We start from the raw sequence: 25371 nt of genomic DNA, 5'->3' as shown, positions 1-25371 counted from the left end.
GCGCCGCCAGCAAGGCATGTTTATTTCAAAGAGGCGCAGTATACCGCGAGCGGGCCCGCGACGGCGTGCGCGGCGGTCAGGCTTGGGCGCGCGGCAGCGTCACCATAAAGCTGGCACCGTGGCCCAACTGGCTTTGGCAACTGACCTCGCCACCCATGGCTTCGACCAGGCGCTTCACGATGGACAAACCCAGACCCGTGGCGTGTTCGCCGCCGGTGGGCACGGCCGACAAGCGACTGAATTTGCGGAACAATTTATCCATCTCATGCGCGGCAATGCCCGGCCCGCGATCGGTAATCCGGATTTCGACCAGCGCGCCGCGCGGGGCCACCGCAATGCCGATCGCGCTACGTTGTGGCGAATATTTGGATGCATTCGACAGCAGATTATCCAGCACCTGCCACAGCGCTTGTCGGTCCGCCAGCACGCTCAAACCACTGGGAAACCACGCCACCGCTTGTTCTTTGTCGTGCAGTCGCGCATCCCAGCTTTGCACCAGCTCGGCCAGCACGCCATCCAGCGCCACCGCTTCGGTTTGCAAAGCAAACTGGCCCGATTCCAGCGCGTTGCTATCCAGCAGATTGCCGACAATGCGTTGCAACCGGTCGGCCAGTTGCTGGATGCCCAACAAGCGCGTGCGGACGCGCTCTTGCGGCCACACTTCCAGTTTTTCCGCTACCAGCCCCGCCATGCCGCTGATGCTGGCCACCGGGTTTTTCAGATCATGCGCGGCAATGGCCAACATCTCGTTTTTTTCGTCGTTCAGATGCGTCAGCTGTTGATTGGCGTCTTGCAACTCGGCATTACGCTGCGCCAGCTCGGCGGTGCGCTCGGCCACTTCGGCGGCCAAGGCTTGCTGATGCTGACCCACCGTGCTCGACATCACGGCAAAACTGCGCGCCAGATCGCCGATTTCGTCGCCGCGATGGGTGTCGAGCAAATCGGTCTGGCGGTGTTCAGTTAGCGCATGGATCGCCAGCTTCAGCCGCGCCAACGGCCGTGCGACATCGACTTTCAGCACCCATGCCAGCAGGCCCAGTTCGATAAACAACGCGATCATGCCCAGCGCCAACACCATGCTGGCCGCCACCGCCGCTTTGGCCTCAAGCAAGGCCTTGGGGTAGACCACGATAAACATCCAGTCCGCGCCGGCAATGCCCGACACACCCAGCCACGCTTTGCCATCGGGCGACTGCACAAACGGCTGCGTGGGCGTGGCGCGCAATGCCGCGTAATACAAGGCGCGTAATTGCGGGTCGTTCACGGTCTTCAGATCGTATTGGCCTTGTGCCTGGTGGATCTGCTTCATCCGGTCAGCATGCGCAATCAACATGCCGGAGCGCGCCACCATAAAGTTGTACGTGCCCGGAATGGTGACGTTGTTGGTGCGCTGGATCAGCTGTGATAACAGCACATCCTGGCCCGAACCCCCGATATAGCGGCCCTGGAAATCAATCGGCGTCACCACCGACACCATCCACTCCATGGCCTGTTTGTCGTAATAGATGCCGGACCAGAAGGTTTTGCGTTCGGGATTGCGCGCTGGCGTGGCGCCCAGTTCGGTTTCGAGATCCGCCGCAAAATCAGCCACCGAACCATTACGCGCGTAGTTAAGATCGGGCAGAAACATCAGGCTGCCATCCGACACATTCAAATCCACAAACGTATCGTAATAGCGGTTGCGATTGGCCTGCCCAAACTGGCCGCACAACTCGTAGCCCAGCAACACCTGGCGCATAAAGTCGGGGGTCAGCTTTACGCGCGGCAGGATGGCGACGGTGGCTTTATATTCAAAATCATCCAGTTGCGGCCGCACGCGATACATGCCATCACGATCCTGTCCGATCAGCCGATGGAATTCGGGCGCGGGGTCCACGCTTTGCAGGAGCGCATAACGCCGCACAAATTCATTACGCAACAAACGGGTATTGGTTTCGGCCTGCAGAAACAGGTCGCTTTCCAGCTGGCTGCGTGCCTCCAGATACTTGCCGAGGTTGGCCAGCGCCTCTTCTTGATAGCGCGTGTAGCTGTAGTAGTAGCTCAGCGCCGACAGGATCAGCGAGGCCAGCGCAATGCGCACCGCCATATTGCGCAATACGCGGCGGAACAGGCTGGAGGTACGTGGCGTCGGATCGGGGGTTTTTGACATGCCGTCAGCATACAGGGCGACGGTAAGGCGGCCAAACCGCACTTGTCAGGATGCAACACCCTCGTCACCGCCTGCATCGATTGCCTTATAGACGACCTCGATAATCTCGAGCTCTTCGATGCCGGACGGTGTGCGCAATTGCACCACATCGCCTTCACGCGCTTTCAGCAAGGCGCGCGCCACCGGACTGGTCCAGCTGATGTGGTTCAGTTTGAAGTTGGTTTCATCGACGCCCACGATGCTAACAGTTTCTTCACGACCATCTTCGCGCGCGTAGGTAACGGTGGCGGCAAAGAAAATCTGGTCGGTGGCTTCGCGGGTTTCCGGGTCGACCACTTCAGCGTTTTCCAGCCGCTTGCTGATGAAACGGATGCGGCGGTCGATCTCGCGCAGGCGGCGTTTGCCGTATTGGTAATCCGCGTTCTCAGAACGGTCGCCATTACTGGCGGCCCAGTTGATCACTTGCGTCAGCTCGGGGCGTTCTTTATTGACCAGATTGTGCAATTCCAGGCGCATGCGGTTCCAGCCACCGGGCGTCATGTAGTTCTTGCTGCCAACCGGAACCTTCAGTTCGGGTGGCAGTTCGTCATCATCGCAGTCCTGCTCTTTGGTAAATGCCTTGTTCATGCCGCTGCGCCCGTTATGCTGATTACGCCTTAGAAGTCTTTGGCCACACCGTTCAGGCGCAGATCGGCCCACTTCAGCACGCCCAGCACTTCGGTTTCGTTCAGCTCATAAAACTGGCCGCGCTTTAGACGCGCCGGCAAACCGAACATGCCAAAGCGCACGCGAATCAGACGGCTGACGGTCAGCTCAAAATGCTCGAACATGCGGCGCACTTCGCGGTTACGGCCTTCACGCAGGATGACGCGATACCAGTGGTTCACGCCCTCGCCGCCCTGGTCTTCAATAAAGTCGAAATGCGCCTGGCCATCTTCCAGCTCGATGCCCTTGGTCATTTCTTTCATCTGCTCGGGCGTGATCTGGCCCATCACGCGCACGGCATATTCGCGTTCGATTTCAAAGCTGGGGTGGGTCATGTAGTTGGCCAGATCGCCCGACGTGGTCAGCAACAGCAAGCCGCTGGTATTAAAGTCGAGACGGCCAATCGCCACCCATTTGCTCGATGCCAGTTTAGGCAGACGATCAAACACGGTGGTACGCCCTTGCGGATCATCGCGCGTCACCAGCTCGCCTTCCTGCTTGTGATACATCACGATGCGCGGCAGACGATCGGCCCAACGCAGGTTGACGCGTTTGTCATCCACACGCACATCGTCGCCCTGCTTGATGCGCGCACCGAGCTCGGCTTTTTTGCCGTTGACGGTCACGCGCCCTTCTTCAATCCAGGTTTCGGCCTCGCGGCGCGAACCCCAGCCGCTGAAGGCCAGCACTTTTTGCAGACGCTCTTCGCCCACCTGATCGGAGGTAAGACGCTTGGCGCGCAACTGCTTTTGCACCGCCACTTCTTTTTGCGAACCATGGCGCACCGACAACTTCTTGGCCTTGGTCACTGGCGCATTGGGGCGCGAACCGGCCGGGCGTGCTGCGGTTTCTGCCGCGCCAGCACCCGGGGCGCCCGGTTTCTGTTGCAGCGATTTGACGCCCTGCCCCCCCTGGCGGGTGAGCCCTGCGCCCGAAGCCACCGCGCGCGGTTTGCGTGCTGCCGCAGGTTTGCCCGCTACGCCGGTCTTGTCACCGGTCACGCCGGTGCCAGCGCGCGTACCCGCCGTGGCAGCGCGAGGACGATCGCCGGTGGCGCCGCCCTTGGCCGCGCCCACTGCCGGCGTACCGCGACCACGGCCGCCCGCTGCGGGCTTGCCGCCCGTGCCCGTTTGCCATTCGTTGCCCGCATCGCGCGTGCGCGTACGTGCACCGGGGGTGGCGGCTTTTAGATTGGAGCCGGCCTTTTGTTCACGGATTGCGGGTTGCGGGCGACGCGCGCGGGTGGTTTTCATCGGGTGTTTCCATTCAGTAATCGGCGATTATAGCGTGAGCTGGCCTCGCCTCGGTAACGTGCTGTGCGGCGCGGCAGACGGGCTCCCTCTGCAACGCGCTGGCGCCCCACTGTAAAGGGTAAGCCGTAAATGCAAAAACCGCCCGAAGGCGGCTGGATGGTCGGCCAACGCAAATCGCGTCAGACCGAGAAAAAAGCGATGCTCCCCAGACTGGTCAGCCCCAGATTGAAATGCTGACTGTTCGACAGCTCTTCGGAGTCGCGTAGTTCGGCGCGGCGCAGGATTTCGTGCAGCACCTCGATCTCCTTGAACCACTTCAGCAAACGCGTATCGCCATTGATCAAAGCCTCGATCTGCTCCCGCGCGGCATGTTCGCCCACCACTTCAATCCCATTGTGGGTGCCACTGCGTATCTGTACTGCGGGCGGGATTGTAATGTCGGCTTGCGCCAGCGTTGCAATCACATCGTCGCCATAGCGTTTAAGTTCACTGGCGGCCTTGGCGCGGATATCGGCGATACGCACGCCGGCATCGGTGTCGCCCAGCCCGAGAAACCGTGCCACGCCCTCGTCGAGCGCTTCACTGGACGCCGCCTCTTGCACGCCCACTGCTTCACTTGCCATGTTCACAATCTTTCCTTTCAACCCAAAGTTAATGAATGTTTCAAACCAGATTTTGAAACCATCCTGGCAAACAGGTTTTTGCCGCGATAGGTCAAAAAGACGGGCGGTCGATTACAGCGACGGGCTGACGAGGCGTCAGTGAGACGCCTCACAATGCAGTTAGCTTACAAGAGCCCCTTCAATGTATACAAGACCTCAAGTGCCTGGCGCGGCGTCAACTGGTCCGGGTCCACCTCAGCCAAAGCGTCCACGGCTGCGTGCGCAACCGTTTCCGGCTCCGCCACAATAGGCGCGGCAAACAGATCCGCCTGCAAGCCATTGCTTATACTGCCTTGTTCCAGTTCAACAAGTTTGCGGCGTGCCTGGCGCACCACATCACGCGGCACGCCCGCCAGACTGGCCACAGCCACGCCGTAACTCTGCGAAGCAGGCCCTTCCTGCACGGCATGCAGGAACACAATCTTGTCTTTATGCTCGACCGCGTCCAGATGCACGTTGGCCACTTGCGGATAATCCTGAGCCAGCCTCGTCAGTTCAAAGTAATGGGTTGCGAACAATGTATAGGCCCGATTTTTCTCAATAAGCGCCCGTGCAATCGCCCACGCCAACGCCAGGCCATCGAAGGTGGACGTGCCGCGACCCACCTCATCCATCAGCACCAAAGAGTGCTCGCTGGCGTTATTCAGGATGTTGGCGGTCTCGGTCATTTCCACCATAAAGGTGGAGCGGCCGCCCGCCAGATCGTCCGATGCGCCGATGCGGGTAAAGATGCGGTCCACGCGGCCGATGATGGCCTCGGTGGCGGGCACCCACGCGCCGACATGCGCCATTAATACAATCAGCGCCACCTGGCGCATATACGTCGATTTACCGCCCATATTGGGGCCGGTAATCAATAGCAATTTGCGCGTGGCGCTAAAGTCCACGCCATTGGGAATAAAGTCGTCAATCTGCGCTTCCACCACGGGATGACGACCCGCTTCGATACGCACGCACATCTCGTCCACAAATCGTGGCGCTACATAATTCTGTTCCACCGCACGGCTTGCCAGACACGCCAGGGTATCGGCCGTCGCTACCGCATGCGCCGCCAGACGCAATGCGCCCAGATATTGCTGCAGCGATTCCAGCAAAGCTTCGTACAGTTGTTTTTCCAACGCCAATGCGCGATCTTGCGCCGACAACGCTTTGTCTTCGAATATCTTCAGTTCGGGCGTGATATAGCGCTCGCAATTCTTCATGGTCTGGCGGCGGCGATATTCCGGCGGCACCTGTCCCACATAAGAATTACTGATCTCGATAAAGAAACCTGCAACGCGGTTATATTCCACGCGCAAATTGGGAATACCGGTGCGCGCGCGCTCAGCAATCTCCAGTTGCGTTAAAAACTCGCCGCCGCCCTTTTGTATCTGGCGTAATTCGTCGAGTTCCGCATGGTACCCATCGGCAATGACGCCCCCTTCGCGCAATACCACCGAGGGTTCCGGCAATACCGCGGCCGTCAGCAATTGATGCAACGCGGGATCGGGTTGCAACGCGTGCGCCAGCCCGGCAAAGAATTCGGTCTGAGGCAACGCAGGCGGTAATGCGGTTAACGCGCCCAGACTATCGCGCAAACTGGCCAGATCACGCGGACGTGCGCTGCGTAATGCAATACGCGCCGAAATCCGCTCGATATCGGCGACATCATTCAATACCCGATGGATATCGACATAAGCGCCGCCTTCAATCAATGCGCCAATGGCGCTTTGGCGTTCCAGAATCGCGCCATGCTGGCGCAAGGGGTGATGCAGCCAGTGCCGCAGCAATCGCGAGCCCATCCCGGTGGCGCAGCGGTCTAACAACGAGAACAAAGTGGGCGACGCTTCGCCGCGTATGGTCTCGGTCAGCTCCAGATTGCGGCGGGTGGCGGCATCCAGCTCGATATATTGGGTATGGCTTTCAACGCGCAGGCCCGCCAGTTGCGGCACAGTGCCGCCTTGCGTGGCGCGCACGTATTCAAACAAGGCGCCAGCCGGGCCCAGCGCCAGCGTCTGTGCGGTCACGCCATAGCCTGCCAGATCGTGCACATTAAAATGCCGGCCCAGATTGCGTTCAGCACTGGCGCGATCAAATTGCCATGCGGCCAGGCGGCGCACCGGAATACTGATGGCGTCAATCAACGCCAGTTGCACGCCATCGGGCACCAGCACTTCGGCGGGGCGCAGGCGTTCCAGTTCGGAGTGCAGTTTTTCCGCGGTGCTGTCCATCAAGGCAAAATCGCCCGACGCCAACGACAGCCACGCCATGCCCAGCACGCCTTTTTCCAGCGTCAGCGCCAGGATGCGGTTTTCCTGCTTGTCGTCCAGCAAAGCGGCATCGCTGAGCGTACCCGGCGTCACCACGCGCACCACCCGGCGCTCGACCGGGCCTTTGCTGGTGGCGGGGTCGCCAAACTGTTCGCACAACGCCACGGATTCGCCCAGCTTGACCAGCCGCGCCAGATATTGCTCCACCGCGTGATACGGCACGCCACACATGCGGATAGGCTCGCCGGCCGACTGGCCCCGCGTGGTCAAGGTGATATCGAGCAAACGCGCGGCCTTGGCGGCATCGTCATAAAACAGCTCGTAAAAATCCCCCATGCGGTAGAACACAAACTTGTCGGGATGCTCAGCTTTGATCCGCAAGTATTGCGCCATCATCGGCGTATGGGTTAAGGCTTTGTTTTCACTGGATACTTTACTCAACGTCGCATTCCGTCCTGACCAATATTGGGCGGTATTGTAACGCGAGCTTATGCATTCGCCTGAACAACACGCAACGATGCGCGCAGCGCGCCGTTATAAAGCCGCTGCCCGCATTGTGCGCAATGGCTGCAGACGTTTATTACGCGGGCTGCACATTAAACCGATCAACCCGGTCGGGGTAAAACGCCATATGACTCTGGATTGCGGCCACGGCCGGATACGGTGTCTCGTAAGTCCAGATGGCATTTACCGCGCGACCGCCGCCCGCTGGAATACTGTAATAACTGCAGTCGCCTTTATAAGGGCAATAGGTATGGTGATCCGTACGCTGCAATGCGCCGACATCCACATCGGCACGCGGTATGTAATACACCGGGGGATAGCTGGCTTCTTGCAATACCAGCGCGCGCCGGGTATCGGCAATGATTTTCCCCGCCACTTCGACCACGATGTGGTCAGCGCTTTGCGTAATGTGAATGGGGTGGTCAGGCCCCGGTGTTTTGATTGCGCGATCAGTCATGCTGTTTACTCCTGAGGGTGGCGTCACCAGTATAGATAGCCGCGCGGCAACATTGCCGCCGTATATACCGATGCGGCAATTGGCCCGCCACATGTAACTCATTTGTTACGGCAATTAATTTGCGATTAATTGGAAGCCTTACGCTTTGCAGGCCGCCCGCGACTAAAGGCGCAATCAAGTCTGTTACGGCGCAACTATTACCGCCAGTGCGGTTCGCTGCAGGATTGCCCGGCTTAAAGCGTGTATTGGCAATGGATTAGCGGGCCGTCATTTGCAGCAAATGCTGATTAAGCGACCCCATTCAATCCGGAAAAATGCAAATCGGGCTTTCTAATTAGCGCTTTATCATGCATATTGACTACCTCGCACCCGTCTTGCTTATTGCAAATACAGCAGGACAGCGCAGCACACACAACAGACCCAACACATCAGGAGAATCAAGCAATGGCAGATTTTGATTTTAGCGGCTATACCTTGCCCCAACTGTTTCAACTGCAAAAAGATGTCGAAGCGCAGATCAACCATCGCAAAGTCAGCGAGCGTACCGATACGCTGGCGCAATTGCGCGAACTGGCGCAAGCGCGCGGTTTCAATCTTGATGAACTGGTAGGCGCGACCGGCGGCAAAGTAAAAGCCGTTAAAGCCGACAAAAAACCCAGCGAACCCAAATATCGCAATCCGGCTGACCATAGCGCTACCTGGTCGGGCCGTGGTCGTAAACCGCAATGGATTCTGGATGCAGTGGCCAAGGGCGGCAAACTGGAAGACTTCCTGATCTAAGGCCTGGCCTGATCAAGAACGCATTAAAACAGCAATAAAAAAATCCGACGCTTCAGTCGGATTTTTTTTGCGCTGCGTTTTACTGCGACAAGTGCAGGGTTAGGCCGCCAGTGCTACCACACCCGTGCTGGCACGCACAATACGCGTCAACGAAGATTCCAGCGCTTGCGCACGCGCTTTCAGCATCTCGTCCACGGGTCGGCCCTGCATTTGCGCCAGCGCCATGGCCGCCTGCATCGTGCGCAACAAGGCGGCAGATTCTTTGACGGATGGATTGGGCAGCGCAGTTTCTGGCAGGCGGCGCGACATGATGGTGATTCCCTAAGCGTGTTATTGAGCGCAAGAATAGGTAGGCATCAGAATATTCTCAACGTGCCTGCCTCACCCCTGTGAGCTGGCGCACTCGCCGCTGAAACCGCTTGCAGTGTGCACCGATCGCCCTCCAAGCGTTGATTGCCGTTTATCACACGCCAAACACCACCACTGGTCAGCGTGCGCGGTCAGCTGCACACGTGTGCAGAGCACCGCAGCATGATCGCGCGCCCCGAAGACCGCCAAGCGCAGCAGCGGCAATGGCGCGCTGCAGCAAGCGTCGCCGCTTGGCGCCACGTTGACGCGATACAAAACGGTACATAGGTTGAAATCGCTTTCAAGCTGGCGTTCTGCATAACTTGCTCAACCGCACACCGACCAAAACCCCGACCGGCATCACCGCTGGCGCCGCAGTCATCACCCACGCGGCAATTGGCCTGCAAGGCGCGCAACGTTACGCCACCGCCTGCCACAGAGCCAGGCAGGCCATGCCGGCCCGCCTGTTCCCGACTGTGTTGGAGGACAACGTGAAGCAATCCACCATCCGTAGATTTGGCCAGACGCTGGCCAATCTGGCGCTCGCCAGCGCCTTTTGCCTGGTGTTACCGATCGAGGCGGACGCCGCGCCCGTGGTTGGTTCTACAGTGCGCATCGTTAACCGCTGGCAAAGCAACTATCTGTATGACGCCGGCACCAACGCCGGCTATGGCACCGGTACCAGCGGGCTGTATAGCTGGGTCGTCGAAAAGACCAGCGACGGCTATTACGAATTCAGAAATACCCAGACTGGCGAATATCTGAATATTGAAAGCAATAACGGTCTGGTACAGGCCTCGCCGCGCCAACCCAGCTGGGAAAGCGCGATGTGGATCGTCGAAGACACCGGCGACGGTTATGTGCGCCTGCAAAGCCGCTGGCACCAAGGTCAATACATTCATATTCAGGATCTGGTGGGCTCGGCGCAGATTGGCGGGATTTATCCAGTGTGGGCCAGCGCGCAGTGGCAGTTGCAGACGGTCAGCGGACCGGCACCCACGCCAACACCAACGCCGGCCCCAACCCCCGCGCCGACACCGGTCCCCACGCCCGCACCGACTCCGGCGCCTACGCCCGTCCCCACACCGGCGCCGACGCCTGTACCGACACCCGTCCCTACCCCCGCGCCCACACCGGCTCCCACACCAGCCCCAACGCCGACCCCAACGCCGACGCCCACCAGCGGCCGCGGCATGGATGCGCCGTGGGTTGAATTCCAGGCCGAAGCCGCCGCCACCAATGCGCAAATCCTGCCGCCCAACCGCACCAAGTGGGATGCCGCTTATATCCAGGCCGAAGCCATCGGCCGCAGCGCGGTGCAATTAAACCGCACCGGCGATTACGTGGCGTTTCACACCAATGCCGCTGCCAATTCAATTGTGGTGCGTTATTCGATTCCCGATGCGCCCAGTGGCGGCGGCATCAACGCATCGCTCGGTTTGTATATCAATGGGCAACGCGTCAAATCGCTGGCGCTGACGTCGCATTACGCCTGGTCTTATCAAGGCGGATTAATTGGCGATCCCGTGGTCGATACCCCCGCCGCCCAACCGCATACGTTTTTTGATGAAGTGCGTTTATTGCTCGACACCCCGATTCCGGTGGGCGCTGAAGTCAAATTGCAACGCGACGCGCAAGACAACGCCGGTTTTTACGCGATCGATCTGGTTGATTTCGAAAACGTGCCTGCGCCATTAACCATGCCCGCGGGCTTTACTTCGGTGACCGCATTCGGCATTCAGCCCAATGACGGGATTGACCATGCCGACGATATTTTGCGGGCCATGCGCTCCACGCAAAAATTGTGGTTTCCGCCCGGCACTTATCTGGCCAACAAAATTACCGGCGGCAACGTGGGCCTCGATAATCCCGGCATTGAAATTCGCGGGGCCGGCATGTGGTATACCGTGCTGAAAGGCCCTAAAGCGATGTTCTTTTGCTATGGCGCCACGGCGAAATGCGTATTTGGTGATTTCTCGATTTATGGCGAAGCCACCGCACGCGCCGAAGAAACCCAAGGCGTACAAAAAGCCTTCGCCGGACCCATGGGGCTTAACTCGCTCATCGAAAACGTCTGGATCGAGCATGAAGTGGGCGCAATCTGGGTGGGCAATGACCCGCCGTATCAAACCCAACCTACCAGCGGTCTGACCATTCGCAATTGCCGTATCCGCAATACCTACGCGGACGGCATCAATCTCGATAACGGCACCTCCAATACGCTGGTCGAGAATTGCCATATGCGTAATACCGGTGATGATGCGGCCGTGGTGTGGTCGATTAAATGGACCAATTGGGTGCGTGATAAAACCTACCAGCTGGGTTCCGGCTTTATTGACCCCGCTGCGGTTAATGCGCCAGACCAGGGCATCGGGCATAACAACACGTTCCGCAAAATCACGGTGCAAATGCCGTGGCGCGCCAATTGTTTTGCCGCCTATGGCGGACAGGACAATACGTTTGAGGACAGCGTCTGCGAAGACGTGCTGACCTATCCGGGCATCCTGGTGGATAACGAGTTCTCGTCGTATCCATTCCAGGGCATGACCACCTTCCGCAATATTTCGCTGATCCGGGCGGGCGGGCAGATGTTCCTCGAAAACACGGCCAATCCGTGGAAGCACGGCGCGCTCAAGTTTTATATGCGCGAAGGCAGCGTGGCCAATGTGCTGGTGGATACCGTCGACATTATCGATCCGACTTACGCCGGTATCGAATTCCGCGGTTTTGGCACGGCGTATGTGCCGCCAGGCGAGAAGTTTTCGCCGCAATTGCTGCAAGCGGCGGACAGCGCCAGCTTCAGCAATGTCACGCTGCGCAATGTGCACGTGACCAATGCGGGCACCTACGGCATTCAGGTGCTGGATAACGGTGGGCGGGGCCAGGTTAATTTTGATGGCGTCACGGTATCGGGCTCGGCCATTGCACCGCTGGATAGTGGCGGCGCACCGGCCAGCTTCTTTAACAAGGTGCAAGGTAATAGCGGCTGGTAAGGCGGATGCAATAAGGCGCGCTCTCGCGGCACGCCTTGTTTGTTTTCAAGCACTTAAGCGTAAGCACGCCACCCAGGAGTCGCCCTGGCTGTTAGCTTTATCAGAAAAGCGCAATATTCTTTTCAACGCGCAGGCAGGCGCGTTGACTCCGTGGTTGGATTTGGCCCGCCCTCTTTGGCGGGCTTTTCTTTGCCCGCCACGAAATCCGATTAGACAGCGCAGGCTTTCTTTGCGCGCCGCGATCTCGATCAAACCGACGCGTGCGCACACATACTGGACACCTGCTGACAGCCCGGCGGCAACGCCTCAATCCACGATAAACAGCTTGGCCCCGGTCAGCGTCATCGAGCGATGCGGCTCCGCGCCATCGGCCACCTGGTAGCTCATCCCCGGCCGCAACACAAACTCGCGCCCGTCCGCCAGTTCGGTATGCAATTCGCCTTGCAGGCACAGCAACACGTGGCCTTTCTCGCACCAGTGGTCGGCCACATAGCCCGGCGTGTATTCCACCATGCGTACGCGCATCGCACCCATCTGCTGCGTGCGCCACAGCGCCTTGCCAAACTTGCCCGCGTGCTCGGTCGCGGCGACCTTGCTCCAGTCGGTGGTGCCAAACGGAATATGTTCGATCTGCATCGGTGCGCCCTCGCGTTAACAGGCGACCAGGATACCGCGCCCCGGCGTGCGGCCACAGATACAGGCACGACCGCAAATGCGCAAAAACTGCTGCGCATGGGTGGAGCTGGACGGGGGACGCCCAGTCCCACCGATCAATGCCATAGCAATGGGCTGTGATTTTGGCGTGCCACTTTGAGTGGTGGGGCTGGGCGTCGCCGTCCAGACCCACCCTATCTCAGCTGATCACCAACAAGCGTTGGCCAGCCACCACGCCAGTTCCCGCCTGGCACAGCACCTGCTGCACGGTACCGGCGCGCGGGGCAACGATGTTGATCTCCATCTTCATCGATTCAACAATGGCCACCACCTGCCCGGCCGTCACGGCCGCGCCCGCCTCCACGTTGATCTTCCACACATTGCCGGCCACCTGCGTGGCCACGGCGCTATGGCCTGCGGGCAGTTCGACTTCTTCAGCCGCGTTATCGGCCACGGCGGGTTCGCTGTTGTAGACATTGGCGCCAGTGGCTTCCCAATGCGCGCGTTCCGCCGCAAATGCGGCTTGTTGCGTGCGCTGGAATGCAGCAATCGATGCCGCATGCTCCGCCAGAAACGCCTGGTAATCGCCCAGCCGGAACACGCCTTCTTCAATGCGCAATTTAAAGCGGCCCTCAATAAAGTCCTCGCGCATTTGCAGCAGTTCGTCCGCGCTCACCGGATAAAAGCGGATCTGATCAAAAAAGCGCAGCAACCATGGCTTGCCTGCGGTGAAATCGGCAGTGGTTTTATGCCGGTTCCACATCTGCACAGTACGGCCAACAAACTGATACCCGCCCGGCCCTTCCATGCCATACACGCACAGATAAGCGCCACCGATGCCAACCGCATTCTCGGGCGTCCAGGTACGCGCCGGATTGTATTTGGTGGTTACCAGCCGGTGGCGCGGGTCCAGCGGCGTGGCCACCGGCGCGCCCAGGTACACATCACCCAGCCCCATCACCAGATAGCTGGCCTCAAACAAGATGCGCTGCACCGCGTCGAGATCGGGCAGGCCGTTAATGCGCCGGATAAATTCAATATTGCTGGGGCACCACGGCGCATCCGGTCGCACCGATTGCATGTATTTATCAATGGCCAGCCGCGTGGCCGCATCGTCCCAACTCAGCGGTAGCCACACCGTGCGCGACGGGATTTCCATGCTGGCGATATCCACCAACCCGGCTTGGGCGCGCTCGATGGCGGCCAGCAAACGCGGCAAGGGCAAAACGCGCGGATCAAAGTGGATTTGCAGGGAGCGGATGCCCGGCGTCAGATCAATAACACCCGCCAGCGCGGTATCGACAAACCATTGATACAGCGCCTGCACGCGCAAACGCAGTTCCAGATCGAGCACCAGCGGGCCGTATTCCACCAGCAGATAACGATCGCCCGCCTGGCGGCACACAATCTCGGGCTGGTCGGCCTGCGCCGCGATGCGGTGCACGATGGGCGAGGCGCGTTCCGCGCTGGGCAAAGGCAAGCGCGCATCGCCTTGCAGGCTAGCCACGCGTTGATCGAGCGCACTTTGCATCGCGGCCGCCTGCGTCCGATCCACGCATTTAAAGCGCACGGTATTGCCAGGCCGCAGCTGGCCCAGCTTCCACAATTCGGCATCCACCACCACAGCCGGGCAAACAAAGCCGCCAAGGCTGGGGCCGTCCGGGCCCAGTATCACCGGCATATCGCCGGTAAAGTCGATCGCGCCGATAGCATAGGCGTTGTCGTGGATATTGGACGGATGCAGCCCGGCCTCGCCGCCATCGCGCCGCGCCCACTCCGGCTTGGGGCCGATCAACCGCACGCCGGTACGGCTGGAGTTGTAATGCACCTGCCATTCGGCGTTAAAGAACGCGTCGATATCGGCATCGGTAAAAAAATCGGGCGCACCGTGCGGGCCGTACAGCACGCCAATATCCCAATGCGTGGGGTAAGCGGGGATGGCCGCGCTGGCCAGCTCGTTGACCACACAGGCGCTATCGTCACCCAGATGCAGTACATCGCCCACGCGCAAGGTGCGGCCGCCGTGCCCACCAAACTGGCCCAACGTAAAGGTGGCTTTGCTACCCAGATAATCGGGCACGGCAAAGCCGCCGCTGACGGCCAGATAACTGCGACAACCGCCGCCTTCAATCGCGCCGACACGTAACACGCTGCCCGCCGCCACCGGCACCGCGCGCCACAAAGGCATCGGCACATCGTCCAGCGTTGCCGCCATTGCCGCGCCGGTCAGCGCAATCACGCTGACGCGATTAAAGCGCAATGACGGGCCGGTGACGGTCAGTTCCAGCGCCGCGGCGCCTTCGGCATTGCCCACCAGTCGATTGGCCAGCCGCAACGCCTGGCTGTCCATCGGGCCGGACGGCGGCACGCCCACGCCCCAATAGCCCACTCGACCGGGCCAGTCCTGGATACTCGATTGCACACCCGCTTCCAGCACATCCACGGTGGCCGGACGATAGTTAAAGCCAGCCAGCGAACGCGTAATCTGGCGGCCACTGGCAAACACATCATCGGCCAGAATCTGGCGCAGATAATCCAGATTGGTCTCGATGCCAGCCAGGTCGGTCTGGGTCAGCGCCTGCTGCATACGGCGAAGCGCTTCGTCCCGATCCACGCCATGGGTGAGGATTTTGGCCACCAGCGGATCATAAAATGCGGGCACTTCGGTGCCGCTGCTCACCCAGCTATCCACCCGCGCCTCGACGGGCAGTTGCACATGCGTCAGCAAGCCCGCGGCGGGCTGGAATTGTTTGTTGGGGTCTTCGGCATACACGCGCACCTGCATCGCCGCGCCCTGCGGCTGCCACTGCCAGGCATTCAGATCCGGGCCCTCGCCTGCGGCGGCCAGCAGCATCCATTCCACCAGATCGACCTCGTTCACCAACTCGGTTACGCCGTGCTCCACCTGCAGCCGCGTGTTTACTTCCAGAAAATAAAACTGCTGGCTGCGCACATCGAACACAAACTCCACCGTGCCGGCCGACTGATAGCCCACTGCACGCACCAGCCGCACCGCGGTGTCGCACAATTGCTGGCGCTGCGTGGCGCTTAAATGCGGCGCGGGCGTTTCTTCAATCACTTTCTGGTTGCGCCGCTGCGTGGAGCAATCGCGTTCGCCCAGATGCACAATCTGCCCGTCGGACGCGCCAAAAATCTGCACTTCGATATGGCGCGCGTCTTCGACAAATTTCTCCAGATAGATGCCGCCGTTCTTGAAGTTGTTTTGCGACAAACGCTGCACGCCGGCCCACGCCTGTGTCAGGCCGTCGGCGTCGCGACACAACTGCATGCCGATGCCGCCCCCGCCCGCCGTGCTTTTCAGCATCACCGGATAGCCGATGCGTTCGGCCTGAATGCGCGCATCCGCCACATCCGCCAGCAAACCGCTGCCCGGCAACAGCGGCACGTTGTTCAGCTGCGCCAGTTCGCGCGCGGTGTGCTTCAGGCCAAAGGCGCGCATATGTTCCGGTCTGGGGCCGATAAACACGATGCCCGCGTCGGCGCAGGCTGCGGCAAAGTCGGCGTTTTCGCTCAGAAAACCGTAGCCCGGATGGATGGCTTGCGCGCCGGTATCCAGCGCGGCCTGCAGGATGGTTTCACTACGCAAATAGCTGAGTGCGGCTGCGGCCGGGCCGACGCAAACGGCCTCATCGGCCAGCGCCACATGCGCCGCATGGCGGTCCGCTTCGGAATACACCGCCACCGCGGCGATGCCCATGCGTTGGAGTGTTTTGATAATGCGGCAGGCAATCTCGCCGCGATTGGCGATCAGGACTTTGCTAAACATGGCTATGCACCAGCGGGTCGTCCCGCACGATTGCAACACCCAGCGGGCCGTCCCGCATGGGCTGGAATGCTTGAGGGGGATACAGCGCGCCGGCTAGTCCCAGATCAACAACCGCACCGGCGTCGGGTTCCAGCCATTGCACGGGTTGTTAAGTTGCGGGCAGTTGGAGATCAACACCCACACATCCATCTCGGCGCGCATTTCCACGTATTTGCCGGGACCGGACACGCCATCGTCAAACTTCAGATCGCCCGTGTGCGTTACCGGCACATTCATAAAGAAATTCACATTGGGCACCAGATCGCGCTTGGTGATGCCGACATCGGCGTGCTGGATGGCCAGCAGATAGTTGTCGCGGCACGAATGCATGTATTTCTTTTGCAAGGCGTAGCGCACGGTGTTGCTCTCGGCCGCGCAAGCGCCGCCCAGGGTGTCGTGGCGGCCGCAGGTGTCGGCCACGATGGTGAGCATGGCGTTGCCATCATTGCTGACCAGCACACTGTCGGTGGTCAGATAAATGCCGCCTTGCTGCAGCATGGTTTGTGTGGCGCTGTAGTGCTCGCTGATGTCGTGCTGGTTATAGAAGATGACATCGGCTGCCTGGTTGCCTTGCAGGTCTTCGATGCGCAGCGTCTGGCCCTGTTTGACGGCATGCAGCCACGGTTCGCCCGCAGGTTGATAGCGGTCGAGTACGGCGTGCGCGGGATTAAGCGCACTGGTTTTGAGGCGGATGGCCGTTGCGGTCATGGCGGGTTCCTCACATCAGATACAGTTGATCGGCGTTATGGATGGCCCGGGCGTTTTCCGGGCGGAACTGGCGGCAATAATCGTCGGCTGCCGCCACGCCCGAACGCCATGCCGCCAGGCCGATCTTGCCCGGCGCGTAGTCGGGGCGCGGATCGAGCGGATGCGGCGCGCTGCTATAGGCGACGAGCGTGTCCATATCAAAGCGCAACTCGACGTAATCCCCCGGTTGGGCGTGATTGGGCACAAAGGCAAAGCGGCCTTCGTCATCCACGGTGATCTTGCTGAACAGATTGACCGGCGCGGTCAGATCGCGCTTGCCCAGGCCGTATTTGCCAATTTCAATCAGCAAACCATCACGGCCGTTGCGGTACATGGCATTGCGCGCCGTCTCAAAATTGCGCTCGCCGTATTTGCGCGCCAGCGTCGGCGCATCCAGCAGCGCGCCCAAGGGATCGTGCCAGCCCAGCGTATCGGCGGTGAATGACGCCAGCGAGCGGCCCATATCGCTCATCAACACATGGCCGCGCGTGTAATGCGCGGTGTGCTGGGCTTTCAGGCTGTCGGGCATGCTGTAGCGCTCCAGCTTTTCGCGCGCTGAAAACAGCATTAGCGACAGATTGACGCCTGCATCCAGCGCCACAAAACGCAGCGTACTGCCGCGCGGCATCAGCGCAGACCAATGCGCGCCGCCGGGCAGGATGTCGGACCAGAGCACGCGGTCGGCAGCCAGGTCGGGCGCAAAGCGCTTCCAGAATTCGGGCACATCCACCGGCGCGTGCGCGGGCGGGTTATCCAGCGTTGCGGCAAAGTCGGTCATGGATTGGGTCTCCTGCTAAGCGTGCAACGCGGCCAGACCGGACAGCTTTTGCAGCTGTTCCAGATCGGTTTTCATGCCTGCGGTGTCACGGATGCGGTTAAGGATTTCGCGTTTGAGGCCGGTAAATGCCGGCGCCAGTTTCATGTCCTGATCGCGCGCGGCGGGCAACGGCACCGGGTAAATGGTGTCGATGCGGCCGGGGCGCGGCGCCATCAGCACCACGCGGTCGCCGAGGTAAATCGCCTCTTCGACGTCATGCGTGACGAAGACGATGGTGACTTGCTCCAGCCGCCGCACATGGCAGATCAGGTCGTGCATCACTTCGCGGGTTTGCGCATCGAGCGCGCCGAACGGCTCGTCCATCAGCAATACGCGCGGCTTGCTCATCAAGGCCCGCGCAATCGCGACGCGTTGCTGCATGCCGCCCGACAATTGCGCCGGATATTTATGCGCTGCGGCGGTCAGGCCCATCAGGCTGAGCAAGGCGTCGGCGCGACCGCTGGCGCGTTCCACATCGACCGAAGTGCGGTCTTTCTGGTTAACCGCCAACTGGCGGCTGAACTTGATGTTGTCCAGCACGGTAAGCCACGGGTACAGGCTGTAATGCTGAAACACCATGGCCCGATCCGCGCCCGGCCCGGTGACTGGCGCGCCGTCGAGCAAGACCTGGCCGCTGCTTTGCGTTTCCAGCCCGCCGATAATGCGCAGCAGCGTGGATTTGCCGCAGCCCGAAGCGCCGACAAAGGTGATGAATTCGTTGTCGGCCACATCCAGACTGGCGTGCTGCAGCGCCTGGACCGCTTGCGCGCCCTGGCCAAACTGCTTGTTGACGTCGCGGATGGCAATTTTGGGGGTCATCGTCAGGCTCCTCGATTAATGCCGCGCCAGCCACGGAAACGCTTTGCGGTGTAACAGGCGGAACAACTGGTCGATGACCAGGCCCATCGCGCCGATCAGCAAAATGCCGGCAAAGATCTTGTCGGTTTGCAAAAAGCGCTGCGCTTTCAGGATGGCGAAGCCGACGCCCGAATTGGCGGCCACCAGTTCGGCCACCACCAGATAAGTCCAGGCCCAGCCCATGGTGATGCGCAGCGTATCCAGCAAGGCGGGCCGCGCCGACGGCACGATCACCAGCTTGATGATTTCACCGCGCGTCGCGCCCATGGTTTGCGCGGCTTCGATCTGCATGGCCGGCACGCGGCGCACGTCTTCGGCCACCATCAACACCATCTGGAAAAACGTGCCGATAAAGATGACGGCCACTTTGGCGCCCTCATCGATACCCACCCACAACATCACCAGCGGTACAAACGCCACCGCGGGCATGTAGCGGATAAAGTCCGTCAGCGGTTCCAGCAACGCTTGCACCGGGCGGAACGTGCCGATCAGCAATCCCAGCGGCAACGCAACCACCACCGACAGTGCCCAGCCGGCGATGACGCGATAGCCACTGATGGCCATATCGCCACCCAGGTTGTCTTCGCTCCACCACTGCACCAGCCGTTGCAGCACGGTATATGGCCCTGGCAAAAACACTGGCGACACCCACTGGCTGGCCGAGAGCGCCCACCACAGCAGCAAGGGCAACAGCAGGCCCGCCAACGCAATCGCCAGATAAGCGCGCGTCGACAGCTCGCCACGGATGGCCCACACGCTGCGCCGGGGTGGCGCAACGTGGGCGGGAGCAATCATTTCAGGTGCGGACATGCGGTTCTCCGGCGTGCAGATCGGTGGAATGTAGCGCGCGCTTATTTGGCGGCTTCTTGTACCAGCGAACCATCAAGGCCCTTGGCGACATCGGGCTTGCCTTCCACCAGTTTGTTGTCCAGCAGAAAGCGGTTGATGGTGGGCGCGACGGCGCTAAGCGAGGTGTTGCTCTTGGGGTTGAAGGCGTCAGCGTTGTCTTTGGCGTTAAAGAAACGCGTGCCCGGCAAAAAGGCCTTGTATTCGTCCGGTTTAAGGCTGACCACCTTGCTCATGATTCTGGCGGCGTCGTCCGGATGCGCGGCGATAAAGGCTTGCGCGTCATACCAGGCCTTGATTATCCCCACCAGGTCTTTGCGCTTGCTCTGGATGGCTTTGTCTTGCGCCACCAGCAGATCGGGAATCAGCCCGGGCATATCGCGCGAGGTAAACAGCGCATGGCCCTTGCCCGAGGTCTGGATGGTGTTGACCCACGGGTTCCACACCACGGCGGCATCCACGCGGCCGGCCATAAACGCGGCGGCGGCGTCGCCTGCGGCCAGGTTGGTGACCTTGACGTCCTTGAGCGTCATGCCGTGCTTTTCCAGCGCGTTAACCAGCACGAAATGCGAAATGCTGTATTGCTCCAGCGCGATGGTTTTGCCTTTGAGATCGGCAAAGGTCTTGATTTTGGGGCCGACCATCAGCGCATCGTTGCCGGCCGAGTTGTCATTAACCAGCACCGCTTTAACCGGCACGCCTTTGGCCAGCGGGGCCATGGTGTCGGACCAGGTTTGCGAATTGGCGTCCAGCTGCCCGCTGCTCAGCGCCGCAATCGAATCGGTGTAGTTGGCAAACCAGACCAGCTTGACGTCGGCGCCGTATTTTTTGAAATAGCCGTTCTGATCGGCCACATACCAGGCAACCCAACCGGGCCAGTCCGAAACGCCCACTTTGACTTCGGCCTGGGCCAGCGGCGACCACGCGGACAATGCGGTAAGGGCGACGGCGGAGACGACGGCGAGCGTACGACGACAGCACAGCGATGCAGCGGAAGAAAGGACAGACATGGCATTGCTCCTGAGATGGGAATCCGGGCACGAGAGGCGGGCAGACCTTTCATTGCACTTGCAATGACTGACTGTCGCGACCTCCCGGGCTTTTGTCCCGCCGTGGAGCTGCCAAATGGATGGCGGCCGGAACGCTCTCGGACCAGACGTTTCATGTAATGAAAATTACAAATGAAACCGGAACCCTAGCTTTCCTGAAAGACGATGCGACTTCAGCCGCACCTCTCGTACTTCCATCTAGAGCAAAAGCGATGCCAGGCTGACATCGAGCGTGGGTTTTACCTCAGATTAATGGCGCAGAAGCCTGATTTGGATGGGTTTTTTGTTTTGCGGATTGCAGTGGTCAGTCAGGATGGCATTGCCAGCCCGAGTTAAACGCGCGTAACTCTGGTGCAAGACCGTAATATTTGGGCGTAAATGGTGCACTGCACATAACTATATAATTATTAAAGGATATTGCGTTAGCGATTGAGGCGGAATGCGGGTTGTGGCGCTGAATACCGTCTGTGAGCTGCCTCACAAACTGACGTTCGTCGGATACCTTCGCCAAAACGGGCGAAATCTTAAATTCGGCTTAAATGGCATTTGCTTACAGTCAATGTACCAATTAATATTGCGTTGCGTCAGGACATTCCTTACGCAAAACCGCAAAACAGTTTTCACCGACTTGCCATTTCGGAGACTTGCCAACATGCGTTCCTTTACTTCTTTTGCTGTCGCAGCCCTGCTATCCGCTGGTGTTGCCCAATTCGCTCAAGCTGACGTCACGTCCTTCTGGGGCACACTGGACGTTGATCACCCGAAAGTCGCCGCGGGCACGGGCCTGAGCGGCACCTTCACTGACATTTACAATTTCACCCTGGGCAGCGAATACGAACTCTCCACCTCCGCTGTCGTGCTGAACCTGAAAAACATCTTTGATATCAAAGATGGCACCGGCGTGGTTAGCCTGTACTCGAAGACCGCTCCGACCACTTCGCTGCTGACTTATGACTTTGACGCAACGACTGGCGACGCAACCTTCTTCAAGAAACTGGCTGGCGGCGACTACTTCTTCACCGTGGCCGGTGATGCTGATGGCGCTTACGGTGGCAGCTATCTGTTTGACGTGGCCATCAAGCCGGTTGTGGGCGTGCCTGAGCCGGAAACCTATGCCCTGATGGGTCTGGGCCTGGTGGCGCTGGTTGCTGCACGTAGCCGCAAGGTTACTGCGCGCAAGCAAGCTCAACTGGCTTAAGTCAGTCAAGTAGTTGCAAGTGCATGCCCCCGCTTCGGCGGGGGCATTTCTATTGGCGGCGCGGATTATTCTTCAGACGGGACGATCAGATTGCCCAGCTCCTGCAGCGGCGGCAATGCGCTGAGCGCGTTCAGGCCCAGGTCGTCCAGAAACTGGCGCGTGGTGGCCAGCAGTTCTGGCCTACCCGGCACTTCTTTGTGGCCGACGACTTCAAGCCAACCACGTTCTTTCAGCGTCTGGATAATCTGGCTGGAGACCGTGACGCCGCGAATCTCTTCAATATCGCCGCGCGTGACGGGTTGCCGATACGCCACGATGGCCAGCGTTTCCATTACCGCGCGCGAATACCGCGGTGGTTTTTCGGGATTAAGCCGCTCCAGATACGGCTGCATTTCCAGCCGCGCCCGAAAGCGCCAGCCCGACGCCAGTTTGACCAACTCAATGCCCCGCCCTGCCCAATCCTGCTGGATCGCTTCTAACAAACCATTCAGCAACACCGCGTTGGTTTCTTCGGCAAACAGGCTTTTTAACGCATGCAAGGAGAGCGGTTCGCTGGCCACCAGCAAGGCCGTTTCCAGCACTTTCTGCATATGGGCGCGGTCGTACAGCGAGGTCTGATCCGGGTTATTCATCATTCACGTCCTCGGCCGCGGCGGCTGCGCCACCCTGAAACAGATCGGGCACGCTGGCCAGGCACACATAGATAGGCGCAAAGCCTTCGTCCTGGCTAACGCGGATGTACTTTTCCTTGACCAGTTCCAGCACGGCAATAAACGTCACCACCAACAAGGGCACGCCGCGTGTGGTATCAAACAGATCTTCGAAGCGCGCGTAGCGGCCGTCCTGCAACAGCTTGAGGATATGCGTCATCTGCTCACGCACCGATAATTCGTCGGGCTGCACTTTGTGATGCTGATTGCGTTTGGCGCGCGCCAGAATGTTGAGCCACGCGGTTTTCAGATCGATCGCGCTGACTTCGGGCAGACGCACCACCAGGTCTTTTTCAAACAGCACCGTGACTAGCTGGAAATCGCGACCCGCTTGCGGCAACTGGTCCAGCTCGTACGCGGCCAGTTTGATTTGCTCGTATTCCAGCAAGCGGCGCACCAGTTCGGCGCGCGGATCATTGGCTTCCGCGTCTTCGCTGGCGCTGGGTTTGGGCAGCAAAAGGCGCGATTTGATTTCGATCAGCATGGCGGCCATCAGCAAATATTCGGCGGCCAACTCCAACCGATCCACCTGCATCGCGTTGACGTATTCCATATATTGCGCAGTCACACGCGCCATCGGGATATCGAGAATGTCGATGTTCTGCTTGCGGATTAGATACAGCAGCAGATCGAGCGGGCCTTCAAACGAATCAAGCAGTACGCGCAAAGCGTCGGGCGGAATATATAAATCGAGCGGCAGTTCGGTGACGGCTTCACCAAACACCAATGCCAGCGTCGGCAGCGCGGCCGCCGGTTCTACGCTGGCAAGGGTGGTTGGATCAGACACCATCAAACTCCGCTGCATAAGTGACTGCGCCTGGCTGGATGCGCGCCAGTGCATCAGGCGCGAGTGGGCAGGCCAGGAAATGCGCTGGCTTCAGCGCCTGGGCGCAACTCAAGCCCCATTGCGACGCGGGCACAAAGCCAAACCGCGCGTAGTAAGCCGGGTCGCCCACGACCACCACGCCATCAAAACCGGCATCTCGCAACATCGGCCAGGCGTAAAACACCAGCGCCGCGCCGATGCCATTCTGTTGCGCCGAGGGGGCGACCGCCAATGGCGCGAGGCCCACCAGGCGCGCGCCTTCTGGCGCTTGCACCAACGTAAACAACACGTGCCCCACGACCTGTTGATCGAGCAAGGCCACCAGATTGCATACCGCATGGCCAGAGCTGAGCAATGCAGCCACCAAGTCGGCTTCTTGCTCACGCCCGAACGCGGCGCGTTGTACCGCCAGAATGGCGTCGAGATCACGATGTATGGCGGGTCGCACAAACGGATCAACCGGCGCGGGCTGAGCCGGCGTCGACAAAGAACGATGATCGGCTTTCAATCGTACGCAAGCCCCATCGCTTCGCGCACATCGCGCATGGTTTCGCGTGCCAGTTCGCGCGCGCGTTCACAGCCATCGGCCACCAGGTTGCGCACCAGCGTGGGGTCTTCGAGGAACGGCTGTGCGCGCTCGAACATCGGCTTTTGTTCGGCCAGCACGCCGTCAATCACCGGCTGTTTGCACTGAATACAGCCGATGCCTGCGGTGGTACAGCCTTCCACCACCCATTTGCGCGTGTCCTCGGTCGAGTACACCTGATGCAGCTGCCATACCGGACATTTTTCCGGGTCGCCCGGATCGGTGCGGCGGCCGCGCGCGGGGTCGGTGGGCATCTGCTTGATTTTGCGCGCCACCGAATCAGCGTCTTCACGCAAGCTGATGGTATTGCCGTATGACTTGCTCATCTTGGCGCCGTCCAGACCGGGCATGCGCGACGCGGCGGTCAGCAGTGGGCGCGATTCCGGCAATATCATTTTGCCGCCGCCTTCCAGAAAGCCGAACAGCCGCTCGCGATCACCGTGACTGAGGTTTTGCGTATCGGCCAGCAAAGCGCGCGCGGCGTCGAGCGCTTCCACATCGCCTTCTTGCTGAAAGCGCGTGCGCAGTTCTTCGTACAACTTGCCTTTTTTGCCACCCATTTTCTTGATGGCGTTCTCGGCTTTTTCTTCAAAGCCGGCTTCTTTGCCAAACACGTGGTTAAAGCGACGCGCGATTTCGCGCGTGATTTCCACGTGCGGCACCTGATCTTCCCCCACCGGCACCAGGGTACCGCGGTACAGCAGGATGTCGGCGGCCTGCAACAGCGGGTAGCCAAGGAAACCGTAGGTGCCCAGATCCTTGTTCGACAACTTGTCGATCTGGTCTTTATAGGTGGGCACGCGCTCCAGCCAGCTGAGCGGCGTGATCATCGATAGCAGCAGATGCAGCTCGGCGTGCTCGGGCACGCGGCTCTGGATAAAGATAGTGGCCTGCGACGGATCGACGCCCGCGGCAATCCAGTCAATCACCATATCCCACACGCTTTTTTCGATGACCGAAACATCGTCATACGCGGTGGTCAGCGCGTGCAGATCGGCCACCATAAACAGGCATTCGTATTCGCTTTGCAATTGCACCCAGTTTTTGAGCACACCATGGTAATGACCCAGGTGCAGCTTGCCAGTGGGGCGCATGCCCGAGAGAACGCGGTCGGGAAACATGTTTTATTCCTTGCGACTATGCGTCGTGTATTC

At 59.9% G+C, this 25371-nt stretch carries 21 protein-coding genes and 1 riboswitch; of the genes, 3 read left to right on the top strand and 18 right to left on the bottom strand.

Translation table 11 applies throughout. From position 1 onward, the window contains the following. Nucleotides 1-76: 76 nt before the first annotated feature. From WG78_RS16925 to WG78_RS16900, 6 genes are all read right to left on the bottom strand, one after another. Nucleotides 77-2149: an ATP-binding response regulator gene (locus WG78_RS16925; RefSeq protein WP_053939019.1), complete on the bottom strand. Its 2073-nt coding sequence runs from the start codon at nucleotides 2147-2149 to the stop codon at nucleotides 77-79. 45 nt (nucleotides 2150-2194) lie between these two features. Next, nucleotides 2195-2776: a transcription elongation factor GreB gene (greB, locus tag WG78_RS16920; protein WP_053939018.1), complete on the bottom strand. Its 582-nt coding sequence runs from the start codon at nucleotides 2774-2776 to the stop codon at nucleotides 2195-2197. A gap of 29 nt (nucleotides 2777-2805) precedes the next feature. Then, on the bottom strand, nucleotides 2806-4107 hold the full coding sequence (rluB, locus tag WG78_RS16915) for a 23S rRNA pseudouridine(2605) synthase RluB (RefSeq protein ID WP_152969266.1): 1302 nt from the start codon (nucleotides 4105-4107) through the stop codon (nucleotides 2806-2808). 179 nt (nucleotides 4108-4286) lie between these two features. Further along, nucleotides 4287-4730 carry a hypothetical protein gene (locus tag WG78_RS16910; RefSeq protein WP_053939017.1) on the bottom strand — a complete coding sequence of 148 codons (444 nt, stop codon included), beginning with the start codon at nucleotides 4728-4730 and terminating at the stop codon, nucleotides 4287-4289. Nucleotides 4731-4894: 164 nt separating this feature from the next. Continuing rightward, complete coding sequence (gene mutS / locus WG78_RS16905) at nucleotides 4895-7414, bottom strand: DNA mismatch repair protein MutS (RefSeq protein ID WP_053939016.1); 2520 nt, start codon at nucleotides 7412-7414, stop codon at nucleotides 4895-4897. Between the two features lie 184 nt (nucleotides 7415-7598). Continuing rightward, nucleotides 7599-7979 (bottom strand): DUF427 domain-containing protein, encoded by a 381-nt coding sequence (locus tag WG78_RS16900; RefSeq protein ID WP_053939015.1) that lies wholly within the window; start codon nucleotides 7977-7979, stop codon nucleotides 7599-7601. A 444-nt stretch (nucleotides 7980-8423) separates the two neighbouring features. On the opposite strand from WG78_RS16900, the gene WG78_RS16895 reads away from it, so the two are divergent. After that, nucleotides 8424-8759, top strand: coding sequence for an H-NS histone family protein (locus WG78_RS16895; protein WP_053939014.1), 336 nt, complete (start codon nucleotides 8424-8426; stop codon nucleotides 8757-8759). Between the two features lie 99 nt (nucleotides 8760-8858). Here WG78_RS16895 and WG78_RS16890 read toward each other — a convergent pair whose 3' ends face one another. Continuing rightward, a complete protein-coding gene (locus WG78_RS16890) occupies nucleotides 8859-9068 on the bottom strand; it encodes a hypothetical protein (protein ID WP_053939013.1) in 210 nt (69 codons plus the stop codon). Between the two features lie 362 nt (nucleotides 9069-9430). Between WG78_RS16890 and WG78_RS16885 the strand changes: the two genes are divergently transcribed. Next, nucleotides 9431-12100, top strand: a complete 2670-nt coding sequence (locus WG78_RS16885; RefSeq protein WP_053939012.1) for an RICIN domain-containing protein — start codon at nucleotides 9431-9433, stop codon at nucleotides 12098-12100. 306 nt (nucleotides 12101-12406) lie between these two features. Here WG78_RS16885 and WG78_RS16880 read toward each other — a convergent pair whose 3' ends face one another. From WG78_RS16880 to WG78_RS16850, 7 genes are all read right to left on the bottom strand, one after another. After that, entirely contained in the window at nucleotides 12407-12736 is a 330-nt protein-coding gene (locus WG78_RS16880) for a DHCW motif cupin fold protein (protein WP_053939011.1), read from the bottom strand. A 217-nt stretch (nucleotides 12737-12953) separates the two neighbouring features. Then, entirely contained in the window at nucleotides 12954-16541 is a 3588-nt protein-coding gene (gene uca / locus WG78_RS16875; protein ID WP_053939010.1) for an urea carboxylase, read from the bottom strand. A 93-nt stretch (nucleotides 16542-16634) separates the two neighbouring features. After that, nucleotides 16635-17288, bottom strand: coding sequence for an urea amidolyase associated protein UAAP2 (locus WG78_RS16870; protein ID WP_053939009.1), 654 nt, complete (start codon nucleotides 17286-17288; stop codon nucleotides 16635-16637). 10 nt (nucleotides 17289-17298) lie between these two features. Beyond that, entirely contained in the window at nucleotides 17299-18105 is an 807-nt protein-coding gene (locus tag WG78_RS16865) for an urea amidolyase associated protein UAAP1 (RefSeq protein ID WP_083459279.1), read from the bottom strand. A gap of 15 nt (nucleotides 18106-18120) precedes the next feature. Further along, complete coding sequence (locus WG78_RS16860; protein WP_053939008.1) at nucleotides 18121-18963, bottom strand: ABC transporter ATP-binding protein; 843 nt, start codon at nucleotides 18961-18963, stop codon at nucleotides 18121-18123. Nucleotides 18964-18978: 15 nt separating this feature from the next. After that, entirely contained in the window at nucleotides 18979-19812 is an 834-nt protein-coding gene (locus WG78_RS16855) for an ABC transporter permease (RefSeq protein WP_053939007.1), read from the bottom strand. Between the two features lie 41 nt (nucleotides 19813-19853). After that, a complete protein-coding gene (locus tag WG78_RS16850) occupies nucleotides 19854-20858 on the bottom strand; it encodes an ABC transporter substrate-binding protein (RefSeq protein ID WP_053939006.1) in 1005 nt (334 codons plus the stop codon). A 79-nt stretch (nucleotides 20859-20937) separates the two neighbouring features. Then, nucleotides 20938-21058: riboswitch (guanidine-I (ykkC/yxkD leader) on the bottom strand. Nucleotides 21059-21345: 287 nt separating this feature from the next. On the opposite strand from WG78_RS16850, the gene WG78_RS16845 reads away from it, so the two are divergent. Continuing rightward, nucleotides 21346-22095, top strand: a complete 750-nt coding sequence (locus tag WG78_RS16845; RefSeq protein ID WP_161805142.1) for an FxDxF family PEP-CTERM protein — start codon at nucleotides 21346-21348, stop codon at nucleotides 22093-22095. Between the two features lie 65 nt (nucleotides 22096-22160). On the opposite strand, the gene scpB is transcribed toward WG78_RS16845, so the two are convergent. Genes scpB through WG78_RS16825 form a run of 4 tightly spaced genes read right to left on the bottom strand, consistent with a single transcriptional unit; the run spans nucleotide 22161 to nucleotide 25338 of the window. Next, the gene (scpB, locus tag WG78_RS16840; protein ID WP_053939054.1) at nucleotides 22161-22727 is read right to left on the bottom strand and encodes an SMC-Scp complex subunit ScpB; all 567 of its coding nucleotides are present in this window, start codon (nucleotides 22725-22727) and stop codon (nucleotides 22161-22163) included. Continuing rightward, nucleotides 22720-23592 (bottom strand): segregation and condensation protein A, encoded by an 873-nt coding sequence (locus tag WG78_RS16835; protein WP_236692066.1) that lies wholly within the window; start codon nucleotides 23590-23592, stop codon nucleotides 22720-22722. Before WG78_RS16835 ends, scpB begins: the two co-directional genes overlap by 8 nt. Beyond that, the gene (locus tag WG78_RS16830) at nucleotides 23585-24139 is read right to left on the bottom strand and encodes a GNAT family N-acetyltransferase (RefSeq protein WP_083459273.1); all 555 of its coding nucleotides are present in this window, start codon (nucleotides 24137-24139) and stop codon (nucleotides 23585-23587) included. The genes WG78_RS16835 and WG78_RS16830 overlap by 8 nt, the downstream gene beginning before the upstream one ends. Then, nucleotides 24136-25338 carry a tryptophan--tRNA ligase gene (locus WG78_RS16825; protein ID WP_053939003.1) on the bottom strand — a complete coding sequence of 401 codons (1203 nt, stop codon included), beginning with the start codon at nucleotides 25336-25338 and terminating at the stop codon, nucleotides 24136-24138. The genes WG78_RS16830 and WG78_RS16825 overlap by 4 nt, the downstream gene beginning before the upstream one ends. Between the last annotated feature and the right edge of the window lie 33 nt (nucleotides 25339-25371).

The sequence above is a fragment of the Amantichitinum ursilacus genome (assembly GCF_001294205.1).
GTDB classification, from domain to species: Bacteria; Pseudomonadota; Gammaproteobacteria; order Burkholderiales; family Chitinibacteraceae; genus Amantichitinum; species Amantichitinum ursilacus.
Note: the sequence above shows the minus strand (reverse complement) of the source record. Positions and strands in the feature narration are given on the sequence as shown.